Consider the following 16,353-nt stretch of genomic DNA (forward strand, 5'->3'; position numbering starts at 1 on the left):
TTAAATCTTCCAGCCTGAATGTAGCGCTGCGATCGCACCTGTGAGATTGCGGTACGATACTCGCGAAAAACCTGCATGATTAATCATATGGGCAAAATCATCTTGCTTAGGAAATTTGCGAATAGATTCAACCAAATAGCGATAAGAATCGCCATCATTTGCAATGAGTTGACCAAGTTTTGGAATGGCATAGAAAGACCAAAGGTCATAAATTTTGTCAAGCAAAGACATCTCGACATTTGAAAATTCTAAACATAAGAACCGCCCACCTGGTTTTAAAACACGAAAAGCTTCTCTCAAGGCTCTATCAATATGAGGTACGTTACGGATTCCAAAGGCAATTGTGTAAGCATCAAAGCTTTGATCTTCAAAAGGTAGATGTTCTGCATTGGCTTCAACAAAATCGATCAGAGGGGCAAGACCATTTTTTTGTGCGCGCTTTTTGCCGACGCTAAGCATTGAGCCATTAATATCAAGCACTGTAGCGTGGGCTTTTTGGCGCGAAGCATTAAGAATGCGAAAAGCGATATCACCAGTACCACCAGCCACATCAAGAACCTTCCAATTGGAACGTGCTGGGGGAGAAAGCCATGCAACCATAAAATTTTTCCATGCACGGTGCAATCCCAACGATAAGATATCGTTCATCTTATCATAGTTTTCAGCGACAGAATGAAACACATCATCAACCATAGATTGTTTTTGTGCTTCATCAATTCTTGTAAAGCCAAAAGAGTGCTCCATGCCACCTTCGGCTCCTACGCGTTCTGTTTCAGCTGTCATATGCATGACCTCCCTTATTTTTCTTTTATCGTAAATGAAGTATAAAGGGAATGTTCAAATACGAAAAACAACGCACAAAACCGCGACATTTAAACAGCCAGAAACAAAAGAGTACCTTTAGATATCAAGATTGACAACGCTTAAAGCATTATCTTGAATAAAAATTCTCCGAGGTTCAACTTCATCACCCATAAGACGAGAAAAGAGTGAATCTGCATCGGTTGCGTCATTGATTTTAACTTGTAAAAGAGAGCGCGCATCAGGGTCAAGAGTTGTTTCCCAAAGCTGTTCAGCATTCATTTCTCCAAGGCCTTTATAACGTTGGAGAGTAATACCTTTTTTACCGTTTGTAAAAATACTTTCCAATAAACTCGTAGGTCCAAAAATGCGTTCTGATTTATCCTTGCGATGGAGAAGTGGGGGAGGGTTATATAGTTCTATGAAACTTTTAGAAACGCGATCGATTTGGCGCGCGTCAGCTGAATTGATAAGTCCTACATCTAAAATAAAAACATCTTTAACGCCGCGTAAAATACGTTCAAAACATAAACTTCCATCTGGTCTGTATTGACCGCTCCAACCACGCTCTATATCGTCAGCGATTAAATCAAGGCGGTTTGCGACTTTATCTGCTGTTTTTTGAGATTTTTCTGGTGTTGAAAGGGCATCAGGATTAAAAGCCCCAACAATTGCTGCTTGCTCAACAACCGTGCGATCATAGCGTGTATGAAGACCATTTAAAAGCTGGCGTAGCATACGAGCATCTTCAGCAAGTTGGCGTAAATCGGCACCTGCGCGCATTTCACCTGTTGACAATTCCAGAGTTGCTTCTTCCAATCCAATATCGATTAAAAATTCTTCGAATGCTGTCTCATTTTTGATATATTGTGAAGATTTTCCCCGCGATACTTTATAGAGGGGTGGTTGAGCGATATAGAGATGTCCACGTTCAATCAATTCAGGCATTTGCCTAAAAAAGAAAGTGAGTAGGAGTGTGCGGATATGCGCACCATCAACATCCGCATCGGTCATGATGATGATTTTATGATAACGCAATTTATCTGGTGAAAATTCATCCTTACCAATAGAAGTTCCAAGGGCAGTGATCAGTGTTCCAATCATCTCAGATGAGAGCATACGATCGAAGCGTGCCCGTTCAACATTGAGGATTTTACCGCGTAGGGGCAAAATCGCTTGATTTTGACGTGAACGTCCACTTTTTGCTGAACCACCAGCAGAATCTCCCTCGACGATAAAAATTTCCGATTTAGCTGGATCACGTTCTTGGCAATCGGCAAGCTTTCCGGGTAGAGAAGTGATATCAAGAGCTCCTTTTCGTCTTGTAAGTTCACGTGCCTTGCGTGCCGCTTCACGCGCTGTCGCAGCTTCTACCACTTTATTAATAAGCAATTTTGCTTCATTAGGATGCTCTTCTAGCCATACTGAAAGCCCTTCATTCACCAAATTTTCAACAATAGGGCGCACCTCAGAAGAAACCAATTTATCTTTTGTTTGCGAAGAGAATTTTGGATCTGGAACTTTGACTGAAAGAATAGCGGTTAGTCCTTCACGGCAATCATCACCAGTTAAGTTAACTTTTTCTTTTTTTGCAATGCCTAAAGATTCAGCATAGCCATTAATTTGACGTGTTAAAGCGCTGCGGAAACCTATTAAGTGTGTTCCACCATCACGCTGAGGGATATTATTTGTAAAACACAACACTTTCTCATGATAGGAATCATTCCACCATAGGGCAACATCAACGCTCATCCCATCCTTTTCATTGGCAATGTAAATAGGAGTATCAAGGAGTGTTTTTTTCGTTTGGTCAATATATTTAACAAATTCAACTAACCCACCTTCATAATGCAATTCGACGGATTTAATGTCAGCATGGCGTTCGTCAACAAGAAGAATGTATACGCCAGAATTTAAAAAAGCGAGTTCGCGCAAACGACGTTCTAAAGTTTCAAAATCAAATTCAACCATAGTAAAGGTTTCAGAACTTGGCAAAAACCTGATTTCTGTTCCACTTTCTGCATCGCAATCACCAATAATTTTTAACGGGGCATCGGCGACGCCATGAGTAAATGATATTTCATGGATTTTACCATTGCGTTTGATTTGCAGTTTTAGCCAAACCGATAATGCATTAACAACAGAGACACCAACACCGTGTAATCCACCTGAAACTTTATAAGAATTTTGATCAAATTTTCCCCCTGCATGGAGCTGTGTCATGATAACTTCAGCTGCTGAAATACCCTCTGTTGGATGAATATCTGTTGGAATTCCGCGTCCATTATCGCGAACAGAGCAAGAACCATCAGTATGAAGTGTGACGTTTACAAGGGTAGCATGACCGGCTAAAGCTTCATCAATCGCATTGTCTACGACCTCATAGACCATATGGTGCAATCCTGAACCATCATCTGTATCACCGATATACATACCAGGACGCTTGCGTACAGCATCAAGTCCTTTGAGAACTTTGATAGAAGCGGCATCATAGTCACCATTCTGTGTAGGTGAGGTTATTTCATCACTCATAAGTTAATCCATTTCTATATTCAATTTGCGATATTTCATCAACTTTTTTGAAGTTTAATGTTCTGTCCAGTTATTTTATGGAATAACCATATCAGATATTTATCGTATATCAGATTTATATTCAACATTTGTCGGTCTATAAAGAAAGAGAATGGTTTTTGCATGCGCAAACATTGTCGTATTGTATGTTAGATGCCAAAAACATGCAAAATTGATTTCAAGAGGTTTATTTTTCATAAGATTTTAATTTTTTGAATGGGGATAATAGTGATTTGGATTTTGCAATTACAGAAAGAATGAAATATTACTGCTTTTTTTATGATAAGGAATAAAGCGCAAATTTTGTATTTTTATAAGCACTCCTTATACGATACACATTAAATTATTTCATAAAAATAGACCATTTTTTGTTTACTTTGCGTGATGTTTAAAAACTGATGAGATTTTTTTGCAACATGCTTTTTGGGAATGCGAAGAATTTTGATAAAATTGTCTAGTAAAGCCAAAAGTGCGTGCAGTTTATCGCTCATAGAAGAAAAATGAGAATGCGTTTGTATAAGGAGTTTTGCGACAAAATTCTGTTGTCACCAATCTGTTCTGAAAATTTTACAGAAACTGTTATTTTTGACAGTTTTTGGAGAATAGCAGGAATTTTAATCCATAAAATGGCAGATATTTCAGTTAAGTGCATTAGATATTATAGTTGAAAAGTTTGTATTTTAGCTTTGAAAATGGGGGAAAAACTTTGAAAATAAAAAAACTTATAAATATATTCAATGTTCTTATTGGAGTTTTATTTGCAACATGGGGATTTTTGTTTTCCTCTTTCGTAAAGGCTGAAACAGCTGCAGGACTCCCTTCTTTTTTTGATTCGCATAAACATTTTATAAAACCTGATACAACAGATATAATTCGTTTGCGTTTTGTAACAACTTTTGATTTTCCTCCTTTTAATTTTCTTGATCAAACAGGGCATCTTGCAGGCTATAATATCGATTTATTGCGCGCTATTTGTTCAAAATTAAACCTTGAGAAAATCTGTGAAGTAGAAGTTATTCCTTGGGAAGAGCTTGTAGACCATGTCAAAGATGGTGGCGCAGAAGTGATTATTGCTGGTTTAAAAGAAACGATTAAAACGCATCAAGATCTTGTTTTTACAAGATCTTATCTGCGCTTCCCGGCTCGATTTGTTGCTTCACGATTTGTGAATTTCGATGAGCCAATAAGCGATAAACTTGCATATTTAAGCAGTGGATTTCTGCTCAAAAGTGCTCACGAAAAGCTATTTCATAGTTATTTTCCTAGAGCCAAATGGCAGGGATTTAAAGACAGGGTGGAGCTCTATAAAGCGTTACAGGATCATAAAATTGATCTTATTTTTGATGATGGATTTGCTTTATCTTTATGGCTGAATGATCCAAAATCCGGTGATTGCTGTCATTTTGTTGGAGGAGCATATATGGCTCCACAGTTATTGGGGCAAGGAATGCGGCTAGCTGTTGCAAGAAAGAGCGAAAAATTGGTTGATATACTCAATTATGCTCTTAAATCTCTAGAAAATGATGGCAAGCTTGCAGAGCTTTATCTGCGCTATTTTCCAATTAGTTTTTATTGATGAGTATTTTCCTTAGGTAAGAGCTGTTAGCTTTTCAGTGCCCAGTCGATAGGAAATAGCTTCTGCGAGATGATGGCGTGAAAGATGGTCTGCGTCGTCGAGATCAGCAATGGTGCGTGCAACTTTGAGAATGCGATGATAGGCGCGTGCAGAAAGGTGCATCTTTTCGCTTACATCCCTTAAGAGTGTGGCTGCATTTTTATCAGGAATAGCAATTTGTTCGATAATTTTAGCAGGACAATCACCGTTGGTGCGAATATGGTCAAGACCCAATTTCGTAAAACGTTTAATTTGGATGGCACGGCATTGTGCGACGCGTTTTGCAACATCGCAGCTTTTTTCTGATTGCTCTTGTTGCATAAGATCCATAGCTGTTAAAGCAGGAACATCAATCCGTAAATCAATTCGGTCGAGCAGAGGACCAGAAATACGGGACTGATAATCGATTTGACAACGTATTCCTTTAGCACAAACATGGTTTTTTTCGCCTGCCATACCGCATCGGCAAGGATTCATTGCAGCAATGAGTAGAATGCGGGCAGGATAGCTGATATGGTGATTAGCGCGGGCGATAACACATTCTCCACTCTCTAAAGGTTGACGAAGAGAATCAAGAACCTGTGGAGAAAATTCAGGCAACTCGTCAAGAAATAAAACGCCATTATGTGCAAGTGAGACTTCTCCTGGTCGTGCTTTAAGACCACCACCAATCATAGCTGCCATGGAAGCAGAATGATGCGGAGCACGAAAGGGACAGTGGAGTGAAATGGTATTATGGACTGTTTCTCCTGTGATAGAAGCAATCAGAGAAACATCTAAGAGTTCACGGCTATCAAGAGGCGGCAAAATGGAAGGTAAACGTTGAGCTAACATAGATTTGCCTGCACCAGGAGGACCTACAAACAAAAGGTTATGTCGTCCAGCAGCACAAACTTCTAATGCACGTTTGGCGGTTTTTTGTCCTTTAATTTCGCAAAGGTCTGGAAGTTCAGTTTGGATTGTATAATGGCGTGGTTGTGGACGTTTTTGTATTTGTGTTCCTTTAAAATGATTGACCATGGTAAGAAGAGTCTCGGGTGCGAGAATGTTCATCTCTGCGTTTGCCCATGCTGCTTCAGGTCCACATTGATAGGGACAAATAAGCCCTTTATTAAGTGATAAAGCTGTCATTGCGGCCGGTAAAACACCATTGACGGCTGTAAGTGAGCCATCCAGCGATAATTCTCCTAAAATGATGTAATCTTGCGCTACGTCAGAAGGAAGAATTCCCATAGCAAGCATTAAGCCTACGGCAATTGGTAAATCATAATGTGATCCCTCTTTAGGCAAATCAGCTGGTGCAAGATTAATAGTAACGCGTTTATTAGGCATAGAAAGTCCACAAGCATGAAGGGCTGCTTGCACACGTTCACGGCTTTCTGCGATTGCCTTATCGGCTAATCCAACAATAGCCATTCCTACTTTACCAGGGGAAATCATAACCTGTACATCGACAGGTACTGCTTCTAGACCGCGAAAAGCAACAGTTGTGACACGCGCGATCATCCGTTTATTCTCCCCCTTTTAATTTAGAAGAGACAAACATATCTGTACATAAAAATCAAGAAGTCTTTATATGGTTTTCTAGAGTGGGAGATCTATATAGGTGCGCAAGCTTTTGGAATGTAATTGGGGAGTATAATTTGCGCAAATTTAACCATGATTATATGCGGTTAAATAAAACATTTATAATGAGTTAAATGAATGTGTTAGAAAAAAAGAAGCGAAGCTGTTTGTGTTGCATGGCAGTATAGGATTTTGTGAGTATAAGAGGGGAAATGTTATGTAGCGCAAGAAAAAAGAATTATTTGATGTTATCAAATGTAGCAAATCTCAAGAATAGGCATATTTATCTTTCTTGTTTGGTGTTATTTATAGTACAAAGTAATATAATGTGAAGTGTATTAAAGGTATCTGATTTTATGGTATGCCAGAAAGGATTTTTTTCAGAGTCAGGAGCCATGCGCAGTGTATTCATAAGTCTATGTTTCATCTGCGCTTTTCCTCAGCCACTTGCAGCATTTGATTTTTTTGGCATCCCTCTTTTTGATAAAAAGAAAAAAAATGTCTCTTCGTATAATGTCAGTGGTACAGAGAAATTTTATAAGGTTGATGTCGTTGCACCATTGGGGGCGCCGTCAGAAGGTATTAAAATAGTTAAGGCTGTTTCTTCTCTTGTTGCTGATAAAGATAAAGCATTTAGTTCTTCTGGTCTATTAGCTAAAGCCCGTTCAGATTATCGGGCAATTCTCTCTGCTCTTTACGCTGATGGACGTTATGGCAGTGTTATTAGTATCAAGATTAATGGTTTAGAAGCTGCCGATTTAAGCCCAGTAACTCAACTCCCAGCACAATCTAATATTGTTATTACCATTGATGCCGGTCCACAATACGTTTTTAGTGTTGCAGGTATCGATAAAGTTGCTCCGTTCATAAAATATAAAACCAATCAAATACCTACAATTGAAGAATTGGGTTATAAGGTTGGGACTATTGCCAAATCTGAAACCATTCTGAAAGCAGAAAGATGGGCGATTGAAGGGTGGCGTCGACAAGGTTATGCTAAAGCGCAAGTTATAAAGAGTGAGGTAGTTGCTGATCATGCTGCACGTCTCATTGATGCACAGCTTACCGTTGATCCGGGAAAAGAAGCTTATTATGGTCCTTTAAGCGTGCGTAATGTTAGTAGGAAGCCACGCGTAGATTCGGCCTATATTGCATGGATGACAGGATTGAAGGTAGGCCAAAAATACGATTCTAATGCATTAGCCAAGGCGAATGAAAGACTTGCACGACTTAATGTTTTTCGTGCTATTAATATACGTGAGGCTGATACAATTAATTCAGATGGCAGTTTACCGCTTACGCTTGTTTTACAAGAGCGTAAGCCGCGTCGTTTCGGTGCAGGTGGTAGCTATTCAACATTAGATGGTGCTGGTTTTGAGGCTTATTGGATGCATAACAATCTTTTCGGCCATGCAGAACACCTTAAAATTGAGACAAAAATAAGCGGCATTGGCAGCCACAAGGAAAAGTCATATAATCCGAAGAATTTTGATTATCTTTTCGGTGGTACATTTATAAAGCCCGGTGTATTTACTCCTGATACAGATTTTAGGACAGAATTGAGAATACAGCAAGATGTCCTAGAAAATTATACGACAAAAGCCATTAGAGGAAAATTCGGTGTAACGCATATCTTTAACGGTAATCTATCGGGACAGGTTGCTTTAGAGGTTTCTAATGGTTATTCACGCGATGCCTATTTTGGGAATCGTCATTTTACCACAATTGGGTTACCCAGTAGTTTGATTTATGATAGCCGTAATAACAAATTTAATGCGACAAAAGGTTTGTATGGTGAAGCGTTTGTTGAACCTTTTTATGAAATGCGTTCTAACAATTTTGTAGCAAAAATGACTGTGGAAGGTCGTTCTTATTGGACACTGGATGAAAAGGACCGTTTTGTTTTTGCAACACGAGCAAAGCTTGGTGCAATTCTTGGGAGTAATAAAGCGCAAGTACCTTCAGATACGCTATTTTTTGCTGGTGGTGGTGGATCTGTTCGCGGTTATGCTTATCGCAATATTGGTATCAAAACAGACAATGATGCTGTTGTTGGTGGACAAGCACTTGTTGAGGGTACAGCAGAATTACGCTTTTCTTTAAATGGTAAGATAGGGCTTGTCGGTTTTCTTGATGGAGGGCTTGTAGGGGAGAAGGCGGGTTTTGATTTTTCTCAAAAAATTAAATGGGGAGCTGGTATTGGAGGTCGCTATATGACAGGTCTTGGTCCTTTACGGGTTGATTTAGCTTTTCCTCTTAAGCGAGAGAAAGGTGATCCTCGTGTTGGTTTTTATGTGGGTATAGGGCAAGCGTTTTAATGAAAAAAACTGTGCGTTTATCGGCTTTCTTATTTGGATTTTTGTTTCTTTTTGTGAGCGCTCTTATTTTTGCGCAGGGAGGCATTTCACTTTCTAGCGAAGCAAGAGCCGATGATGATTCATGGTTTGTTTCTTTTATTGAACGCGGACTTTCAGCGCCTAATCGCCAAGTACGGTTACATAATGTGCAAGGGACACTGTCTTCTCAAACATCAGTTGATACCATTACCGTGAGTGACAAAAAAGGTGTATGGCTTAAAATTACCAATGCTAAAATGGATTGGAACCGCTTAGCGTTGCTGAGAGGGCGTATGGATATCAACCAGCTTTCGTTGGAACAGATCACATTTTTACGCAAACCACAAGGTAACTCTTCTCTTGAGGTTGGGAAGTTTTCTTTACCGAAATTGCCATTTGCCATTTCTATCGATACCCTTACGGTTGAGCATGTAGCGTTTGAACAGGACCTTTTTGGTTTTTTTGCTGATGTGTCCTTAAAAGGGAATCTAACTTTAGCTAATGGTGTTTTTGATGCTGATTTAGCGGCTCATCGTTTAGATGCACAAGGATCTTTTTCTGTTCTAACGAAGGTATCCAATAGCAACCGCACAGCTAAAATTGATATTTCTGCAAATGAACCGCAAAATGGTATTTTGGCCAATGTTTTGAAAATTGAAAAGCGCCCTTCATTAAATCTTTCTATTAAAGGTGATGGTACTTTTGATGATTTGGCTGTCAAACTTTATTTAGAAGTCGATCACCATCCTATTTTAGATGGCGATGTTGTTCTTGCAAGTATTGAAGAAGGACACAGTCTTTCTACTAAATTAGTGGGCACACTTGGCTCTTTAATGCCTCCTCAATATCGTAGCTTCTTTGAATCTGATATCACATTGCAAGCAGAGGCAAGAACGACAAAAGAGGGCGTAACGCACCTTGATAATATGGTCATTCAGGGAAAAGCAATGAATGTTGTTGCCAATGCTGAAATAACAGCAGATGGATTTTTACGGCGGCTTTTTGTTGATGGTAAAATGGCTCTTGATAAGGAAAATGGGACAGCACATTTAGCAGCGTCAGAAGTGCCAACGCGTGTGGAAAATCTTGCTTTAAACATTGATTATGGCCGCGAAGGAAAACAATCCTGGAATGGACGGCTTGTCGTACATCAGTTGAGCAATAAAAATATTCATATTCGTGATGCAATTTTTGATATGGGGGGAGTGAGCGAAAATCTTGATAATGCAGCTTCTCGTCATGTTGGTATTCAGGTTAAAGGAATACTTCGAGGGATTGAAAAAAATACGGACACGTTGGGACAAAATGTAGGTCAAACAGTTCATGTCTATCTAGATACGGATATTTTTTCTAGCAAACCCGTTTTGATTCATGATTTTAGTGTTACGGGTCAGGATTTTTCTGCTTGGTTAAAGGGGAAGATGGATCATTTAGTTTTTAAAGGCGATCTTGGTCTGAAAACGCAAACACTCGCTCCTTTTAACCTGTTGAGTAAACAACCACTATCAGGTAGCGCAGATATTAAAGCCAAAGGAACAGTTGGTTTAATAAGTCGCACTTTTGATCTTGAATTATCAGGGATGGCTGACAATATGAAGATAGGCATGGAGCCTTTCGATAATTTCTTCAAAGGAAATTTTACTCTTTCAGGCGGTGTTGCTTACAACACGGCAGGTTTGGTTTTGCGTCGTTTGGATTTGAAAAATCAATACGCAGATATAAAAGCTGATGGATATTTTTCAAGTGAGAGAGCTAAAATGGATTTTTATGCTAAAATATCTGATCTTGCTAAATTGGATTCAAGAATAAAAGGTGCGCTTACAATTCAAAGTACGGCTAGAGGGTACAATAACCTCATAAAGCTTGATACACGTGCCCATGTTGCTGAAGCATTTTTAATGGGGAAGAAGCTACAAAATACGACACTTACGATAAAAACACTGATGGATAATACATCGCTGGTACCTTCTTTAACAGGCTCTGTAAAGGGTGAAGGAACTTTTGCTAAGAAACCATTGTATTTATCGGCTTCTTTTAAGGATTCTTATCAGATTCGAAAGTTTGAAGATATCGATATGAGAGGGGGCAGTGCAAAAATAACCGGTGATCTTTCTCAAACGAAAGGTTTTGTTAAAGGTGCTTTGCATATTGATGCTGATGATATTTCAGTGCTTTCTGCGTTATTTTTGCAGGAAGGCAGTGGAAAAATAAGAGGAGATTTTGTTTTTAATGAACAAAATGGCAGACAAAAAGCCAATCTAAAAGTGCATGTTGACCGTTTGAATTTTGCAAAAAATAAAGTTAAAAAGTTAGAAGTCAAAGCGGATATATCTGATCCTTTTAGCATGACACAGCTTGAGGGTTCTATCAATGCAGAGTATATTCAAACGCCTCTGATGATGATTAATCATTTGAGAGCTCAAGCCAATGTTAAAAATGGGCAAACAATTTTTACTGCTCAAGCGATGTTACCTAATAATACGAATGCACACCTTTCTGGCCGTATGGTTGCGATGGGATTTCCAGAAGGTATAAAACGAGAAATGCAGATTGAAACCATAGATGTTAAACAACGCAATTTTCATGCAACATTACCTAAAGCGGCTACGATTGTTTTTGATAAAAATGGAATGACAATAAATGAATTAGCAATTGCGATGAATGGAGGAAGAATTATACTTGCAGGAAATGTGCGAGATACCCTTAATGTTCATCTTACAATGAATGCGTTTCCTGCTGCTTTAGTTAATCTATGGAAATCTGATCTTGGAGCATCTGGTACTGTAACAGGCCATGCTTTAATTCTTGGTAGTTTTGAAAAGCCTGATGTAACTTATGATATAAAAGGGGAGGGACTGACAACCGTTGCTCTTCAAGATAAAAAAATAATGCCTTTCATGCTTACTGCTACAGGTAAAACAGTAGACAAAAATCTCACCTTAAATGCAAATTTAACGGGAGAAGGGCTACAGGCACAGGCACAAGGTCGTATATCTTTAGATAAAAACAAGCTTGATCTCCATGTTAACTTGCAAGATTTTCCTGTACGTTTGGTTAATGGTTTTGTTGCAGGGCAAGCGCTTGGAGGAACGGTTGTAGGTAAGGTCGATATTGGTGGAACAATGAAGGATCCATCTGCTTGTTTTGAGCTTTCTAGTCAAAGCTTGACCGCTATGACGCATGGAGGTCCTATGTCGATCAATATGAATACACGTGGTTCTTACAAAAAAGCAACTTTTCACATTGAAAATATGGTAGTAACTGGAGATAAAGGATTGGATCTCTCCATAAATGGGCCTGTTTCCTTAAATGGTTCAGAAGTTAATTTAAGTGTTAAAGGAACGACACCTCTTTCTTTTATTGATCTATTTTTAGCTAAACGCGGTGCGCATATAACGGGCACAGCAAAGATTAATACAACTTTAAAAGGTGCATTATTTCAGCCACAGTTAATGGGGGATCTTTCTATAGTTGATGGTAGTTTTTTTGATTCAAAAACAAATTTAGGACTGAACAATATAACCATTGAAGGCAAACTAAATGGCGATAATATTCTTATAGAGAAAGCTTCAGCTTTTTCGTCTGAGGGGGGATTCGTTTCTGCTTCAGGCCGTATCTCTAGTGATCTACAGCCAGATTTGGTATTTCATCTTGACCACGCCAATTATAATGATGGTTCTATGATTCTTGCAACGTTGTCAGGAAAGATGACAATGACGGGTCATTTTTTGGACAATCTTGTTATTGGTGGTGATATTACAGTTGAAAAAGCTGAAGTTTTTGTTCCGGATTATTTTCAAAACGCAAAATTTCTTGGTATTAAAAATAAGAATTTAACTAAATCGATTCAAGAAACACTTGAGCGTGCTGATGTTAAGAATACCAATACAAGTTCTAAAGTCTCTCAAGAATCTTCCTCTGTTGTACTATCAAATATGCGTATTACGGCACGCAATCAGTTTTTTGTACGTGGACGAGGTTTAGATACCGAACTGGGAGGACGCATTAACATAGCAGGTCCATTGAATGATGTGCACCCAGTTGGTGAGTTTCAGATGATTCGTGGACGTTTTGATATTCTTTCACAGCGTCTTAATTTCGATCATGGACAAGCGAGTTTTAGTGGCAATCTTAATCCTACCGTTTATTTTGCGGCAAACAAGAATAGTGGTGATATTCGTGTCACTGTCACTGTAAGTGGAACGATTGATAATCTTGATATTCATTTTTCGTCACAACCTAATTTGCCGAAGGATGAAGTTTTAGCGCGTTTGATTTTTAATCGCTCTCTTAGCGAATTATCACCATTTCAGATTGCGCAGCTTGCGGCAGCGGCAGCTGATCTTGCAGGCGCTTCTAATACATCCTTATTGAACACTCTACGGGCTAAAATTGGTCTTGATGATCTTGATGTTACCGTTGATGAAAAAGGGAATACGGGTTTACGTATTGGACGCTATATACACAATAACATTTATTTAGGTTTTGAAGCAGGGTCAGATGGAACCACAAAAGGAATAATTAATTTAGATGTTTCTCGTCATCTCAAAGCTAAAGGTGCCATAGGAAATGAAAAGAATTCTAGTGTTGGTATATTTTATGAAAGAGATTATTAAGGATTGAATTTGTGAAATTCCAATTGCTTAGTTTATGCATTTAATTCTCTAAGCCATGGGAAGATTGGAGTATAGGCTAGGAATCCCACGTAAAGAAGAGACTTTTTTACCAGATCGTGGGAAGATACGTCTGAAGTATTTGTTTTTTTGTTTATAATATTCTCTTATGGGATAAGCTTTTCATTCATATATTTATTTTAACATCTCTGTTTGTTCCAATCCCTTTATTATAGCGCTACCCGTGAATGGTAGAACGAAAATCCATCAGGCACCGCTATCTGTTACGCCTATGGATGACAAAACCGGTACCGTCATTTTTGAGCAGATTTCAATGTTGTGATTGTTTTTGCATTGAGATGTATAAGAGACATATTTACTCATTTTTTTAAATGATTTTATTTATACACCAATTCTGTTTGTGATGTGCGAGTGAATGATCTTTTCTTTTCTGGTTGATCATAAGGGAGTTTGCAATAAGAGAATCTTACGATATTCTGATCACTCATTTAAATAAATTGCAAAGTGATGAATTATTGTAAATCAATGTATTATATTTTTTGAATAAGACTTCGATAAGATGGCATTCTTCGCAATATGTGAGGTTTTATGGTACGTCCCCCTTTGCTTTTTTCTCATGCTATTCTTAATCTATAGCCTGTAGCACGCGGATAAGTACCGACAAAGATGGTATCGATCATCACAGTTCCACCATAATAATTCTTAGCAAGTTCTTTCAAAACTTTGTTTCATCTCCCTCTACATGTATGAGGATCATAACATTTATAGATACCGCACTGCTGTTCTGAAAAATGGGGAAAACTCTCGCTATTGAGCTCCTGTTTTTAAAACAAATACTTTCAAGAAAACAATGGGTAAGGTTTTTAGTTGCGAACTTAGATACTTATTTTCATTAAACCGTGCATCTTTTACTAATTGCCGTACGTAATGTAATAACTCTCCATAGTATTCCACCGTTCTCTACAAAGAAACAAGATCACTTATCCACTTTTTATCTCAAATCTTGCTTAAATATCTAAGAACTAGGATGTGTGCTTTTTGAATTGGATATTATGGAGTTTTTTGTAAAAACCATTTTCTTTTTCCAGCAACTCCTTTTGGTTACCTTGCTCAATCAGTTGACCATCTTTTATGACAATAATTTTATGAGCCTGAGCAATTGTTGAAAGGCGATGAGCAATAATGATAGTTGTACGCCCTTTGGTGAGATGATCAAGAGCTTCATTAATTTGTGCTTCAGTGTGCGAATCTAGAGCACTTGTTGCTTCATCAAGAATGAGAATTTCACTGTTATGAAGCATTGCTCTAGCAATAGCGAGTCGCTGTTTTTGTCCACCTGAAAGATTACAGCTATTATCACCGATTTGTGTATCGTAGCCATTTGGTAGATCCATAATAAAGTCGTGTGCATTGGCTGATTTTGCTACTCTGATAATTTCATCATCACTGGCTCCTGCTTTTCCAAGTCCTATATTATATTTGATTGTTCCTTGAAAAAGAAAAGTATCTTGTCCCACATAGGCTATCAGACTTCTAAGGGAGCGAAATGTAGTATAGCGGATGTCTTGATTGTTGATTAATATGCGTCCTTGTGTGGGGTCATAAAGGCGCATAATTAGATTAATAAGGGTTGATTTTCCTGATCCTGAAGGTCCTACCAATGCGGTCATTTTTTTGGGTTCTATTTCTAGATTGATGTTTTTTAACACCATTTGGTTATCCGTATATGCAAAAGAAACATGTTCAAAACGGATGCCCCCTTGTTTTTTATCCAGATCTTTAGCTTCTTCGTGTTCTGTAATCGTAAGAGGATGATCGAGTATTTCGTACATTGTACGGATATTAACCAAGCCAGATTCAATTTTGACACGTACATTTGCAAGTCTTTTTGCCGGTTCATAAGTAAGAAGTAAAGCGACAATAAAGGACATGAACTCACCTTGAACACCTGCCCGTTGGGTGGCAAGATAGCCGGAAAAACAGATGATTCCCGCAATAGCAATACCAGCGAGTGTCTCCATAATCGGATTTGTAATGGCTTGAAGCATTGCAATAGTATTTGCTTGTTTTTCAACATTATAAATGGCTTTGTCCATACGTTTTTTCATAAGTTCTTCTAATGAAAAAGCCTTGATGACTCGAATACCAATAGAGCTTTCTTGCACAATTTTGATAATTTCACCGAGTGAAAGGAGTTCTTTTTCCACAAGGCTACGAACATGTTTTAAAGCCATTCTGACCCCTAAAAAAGCCAGTGGTCCCACTATTAAAGTAATAGCGATTAACGTAAAGTTTTGAATAAACATGACAAGCAACAGACCACTAACAGAAAGTAAATCACGCACAAAAGTTGTGATAATTGTATCAATGATATTACGTACTGCTGTAGCGTTGTGAGTTACGCGGACAAGAAGATCAGATGAAGTGTTATTGTGATAAAAAGAAACACCCTGTTCCATAAGACGTGCGTAAATTTTGCGCTGTTGTTCAGCAACGATGCTATTGCCTGCTTTACTTAAAAAGTAAATTTGAGCAAAAGTTGCAATCCCTTTGAGAATAAAAATGAACGCAATGATGCTAGAAACCAAAACAATCATACCAAAATTTTGCGCATCAATAATATAATTGACCACATCACGCATAATCCATGCGCTAGCTGCAGTTGTGCAGGAAATAATGATCATTGAAAGAATAGCTGCACTATACCAACGCACATGTTTATGAAAATTTTCTCGCAAGAGACGAAAGATAAGATGCTTATCAAAAGCGGAAATTTGTTTTTTGATCATGAAGTGCTTCTATATTCTATCGTTGTTTTATGCAAGATTGA

Annotated in this window: 7 protein-coding genes; 3 read left to right on the forward strand and 4 right to left on the reverse strand. The window is 38.3% G+C overall.

Features of this window, described 5'->3' with window-relative positions:
- Positions 1–783 carry a bifunctional demethylmenaquinone methyltransferase/2-methoxy-6-polyprenyl-1,4-benzoquinol methylase UbiE gene (ubiE, locus tag V4P57_RS08610; protein WP_455466111.1) on the reverse strand — a complete coding sequence of 261 codons (783 nt, stop codon included), beginning with the start codon at positions 781–783 and terminating at the stop codon, positions 1–3.
- 117 nt (positions 784–900) lie between these two features.
- The gene (gene gyrB, locus V4P57_RS08615; RefSeq protein WP_455466112.1) at positions 901–3,333 is read right to left on the reverse strand and encodes a DNA topoisomerase (ATP-hydrolyzing) subunit B; all 2,433 of its coding nucleotides are present in this window, start codon (positions 3,331–3,333) and stop codon (positions 901–903) included.
- A gap of 745 nt (positions 3,334–4,078) precedes the next feature.
- Here gyrB and V4P57_RS08620 point away from each other — a divergent pair.
- A complete protein-coding gene (locus tag V4P57_RS08620; protein ID WP_455466113.1) occupies positions 4,079–4,948 on the forward strand; it encodes a transporter substrate-binding domain-containing protein in 870 nt (289 codons plus the stop codon).
- A 12-nt stretch (positions 4,949–4,960) separates the two neighbouring features.
- On the opposite strand, the gene V4P57_RS08625 is transcribed toward V4P57_RS08620, so the two are convergent.
- On the reverse strand, positions 4,961–6,493 hold the full coding sequence (locus tag V4P57_RS08625) for a YifB family Mg chelatase-like AAA ATPase (protein WP_455466114.1): 1,533 nt from the start codon (positions 6,491–6,493) through the stop codon (positions 4,961–4,963).
- Between the two features lie 416 nt (positions 6,494–6,909).
- Here V4P57_RS08625 and V4P57_RS08630 point away from each other — a divergent pair, with 416 nt between their 5' ends.
- Positions 6,910–8,871: an autotransporter assembly complex protein TamA gene (locus tag V4P57_RS08630; RefSeq protein ID WP_455466115.1), complete on the forward strand. Its 1,962-nt coding sequence runs from the start codon at positions 6,910–6,912 to the stop codon at positions 8,869–8,871.
- Entirely contained in the window at positions 8,871–13,505 is a 4,635-nt protein-coding gene (locus V4P57_RS08635) for a translocation/assembly module TamB domain-containing protein (RefSeq protein WP_455466116.1), read from the forward strand. Before V4P57_RS08630 ends, V4P57_RS08635 begins: the two co-directional genes overlap by 1 nt.
- A gap of 1,040 nt (positions 13,506–14,545) precedes the next feature.
- On the opposite strand, the gene V4P57_RS08640 is transcribed toward V4P57_RS08635, so the two are convergent.
- Positions 14,546–16,312 (reverse strand): ABC transporter ATP-binding protein, encoded by a 1,767-nt coding sequence (locus tag V4P57_RS08640; RefSeq protein ID WP_455466117.1) that lies wholly within the window; start codon positions 16,310–16,312, stop codon positions 14,546–14,548.
- Between the last annotated feature and the right edge of the window lie 41 nt (positions 16,313–16,353).

Source organism: Bartonella sp. B39 (assembly GCF_053795145.1).

Bases quoted from the DNA above. Each gene is read 5' to 3' on its own strand.
- ubiE (WP_455466111.1), bottom strand. From the start codon at position 783: ATGACAGCTGAAACAGAACGCGTAGGAGCCGAAGGTGGCATGGAGCAC.
- gyrB (WP_455466112.1), bottom strand. From the start codon at position 3,333: ATGAGTGATGAAATAACCTCACCTACACAGAATGGTGACTATGATGCC.
- V4P57_RS08625 (WP_455466114.1), bottom strand. From the start codon at position 6,493: ATGATCGCGCGTGTCACAACTGTTGCTTTTCGCGGTCTAGAAGCAGTA.
- V4P57_RS08630 (WP_455466115.1), top strand. From the start codon at position 6,910: ATGGTATGCCAGAAAGGATTTTTTTCAGAGTCAGGAGCCATGCGCAGT.
- V4P57_RS08635 (WP_455466116.1), top strand. From the start codon at position 8,871: ATGAAAAAAACTGTGCGTTTATCGGCTTTCTTATTTGGATTTTTGTTT.
- V4P57_RS08640 (WP_455466117.1), bottom strand. From the start codon at position 16,312: ATGATCAAAAAACAAATTTCCGCTTTTGATAAGCATCTTATCTTTCGT.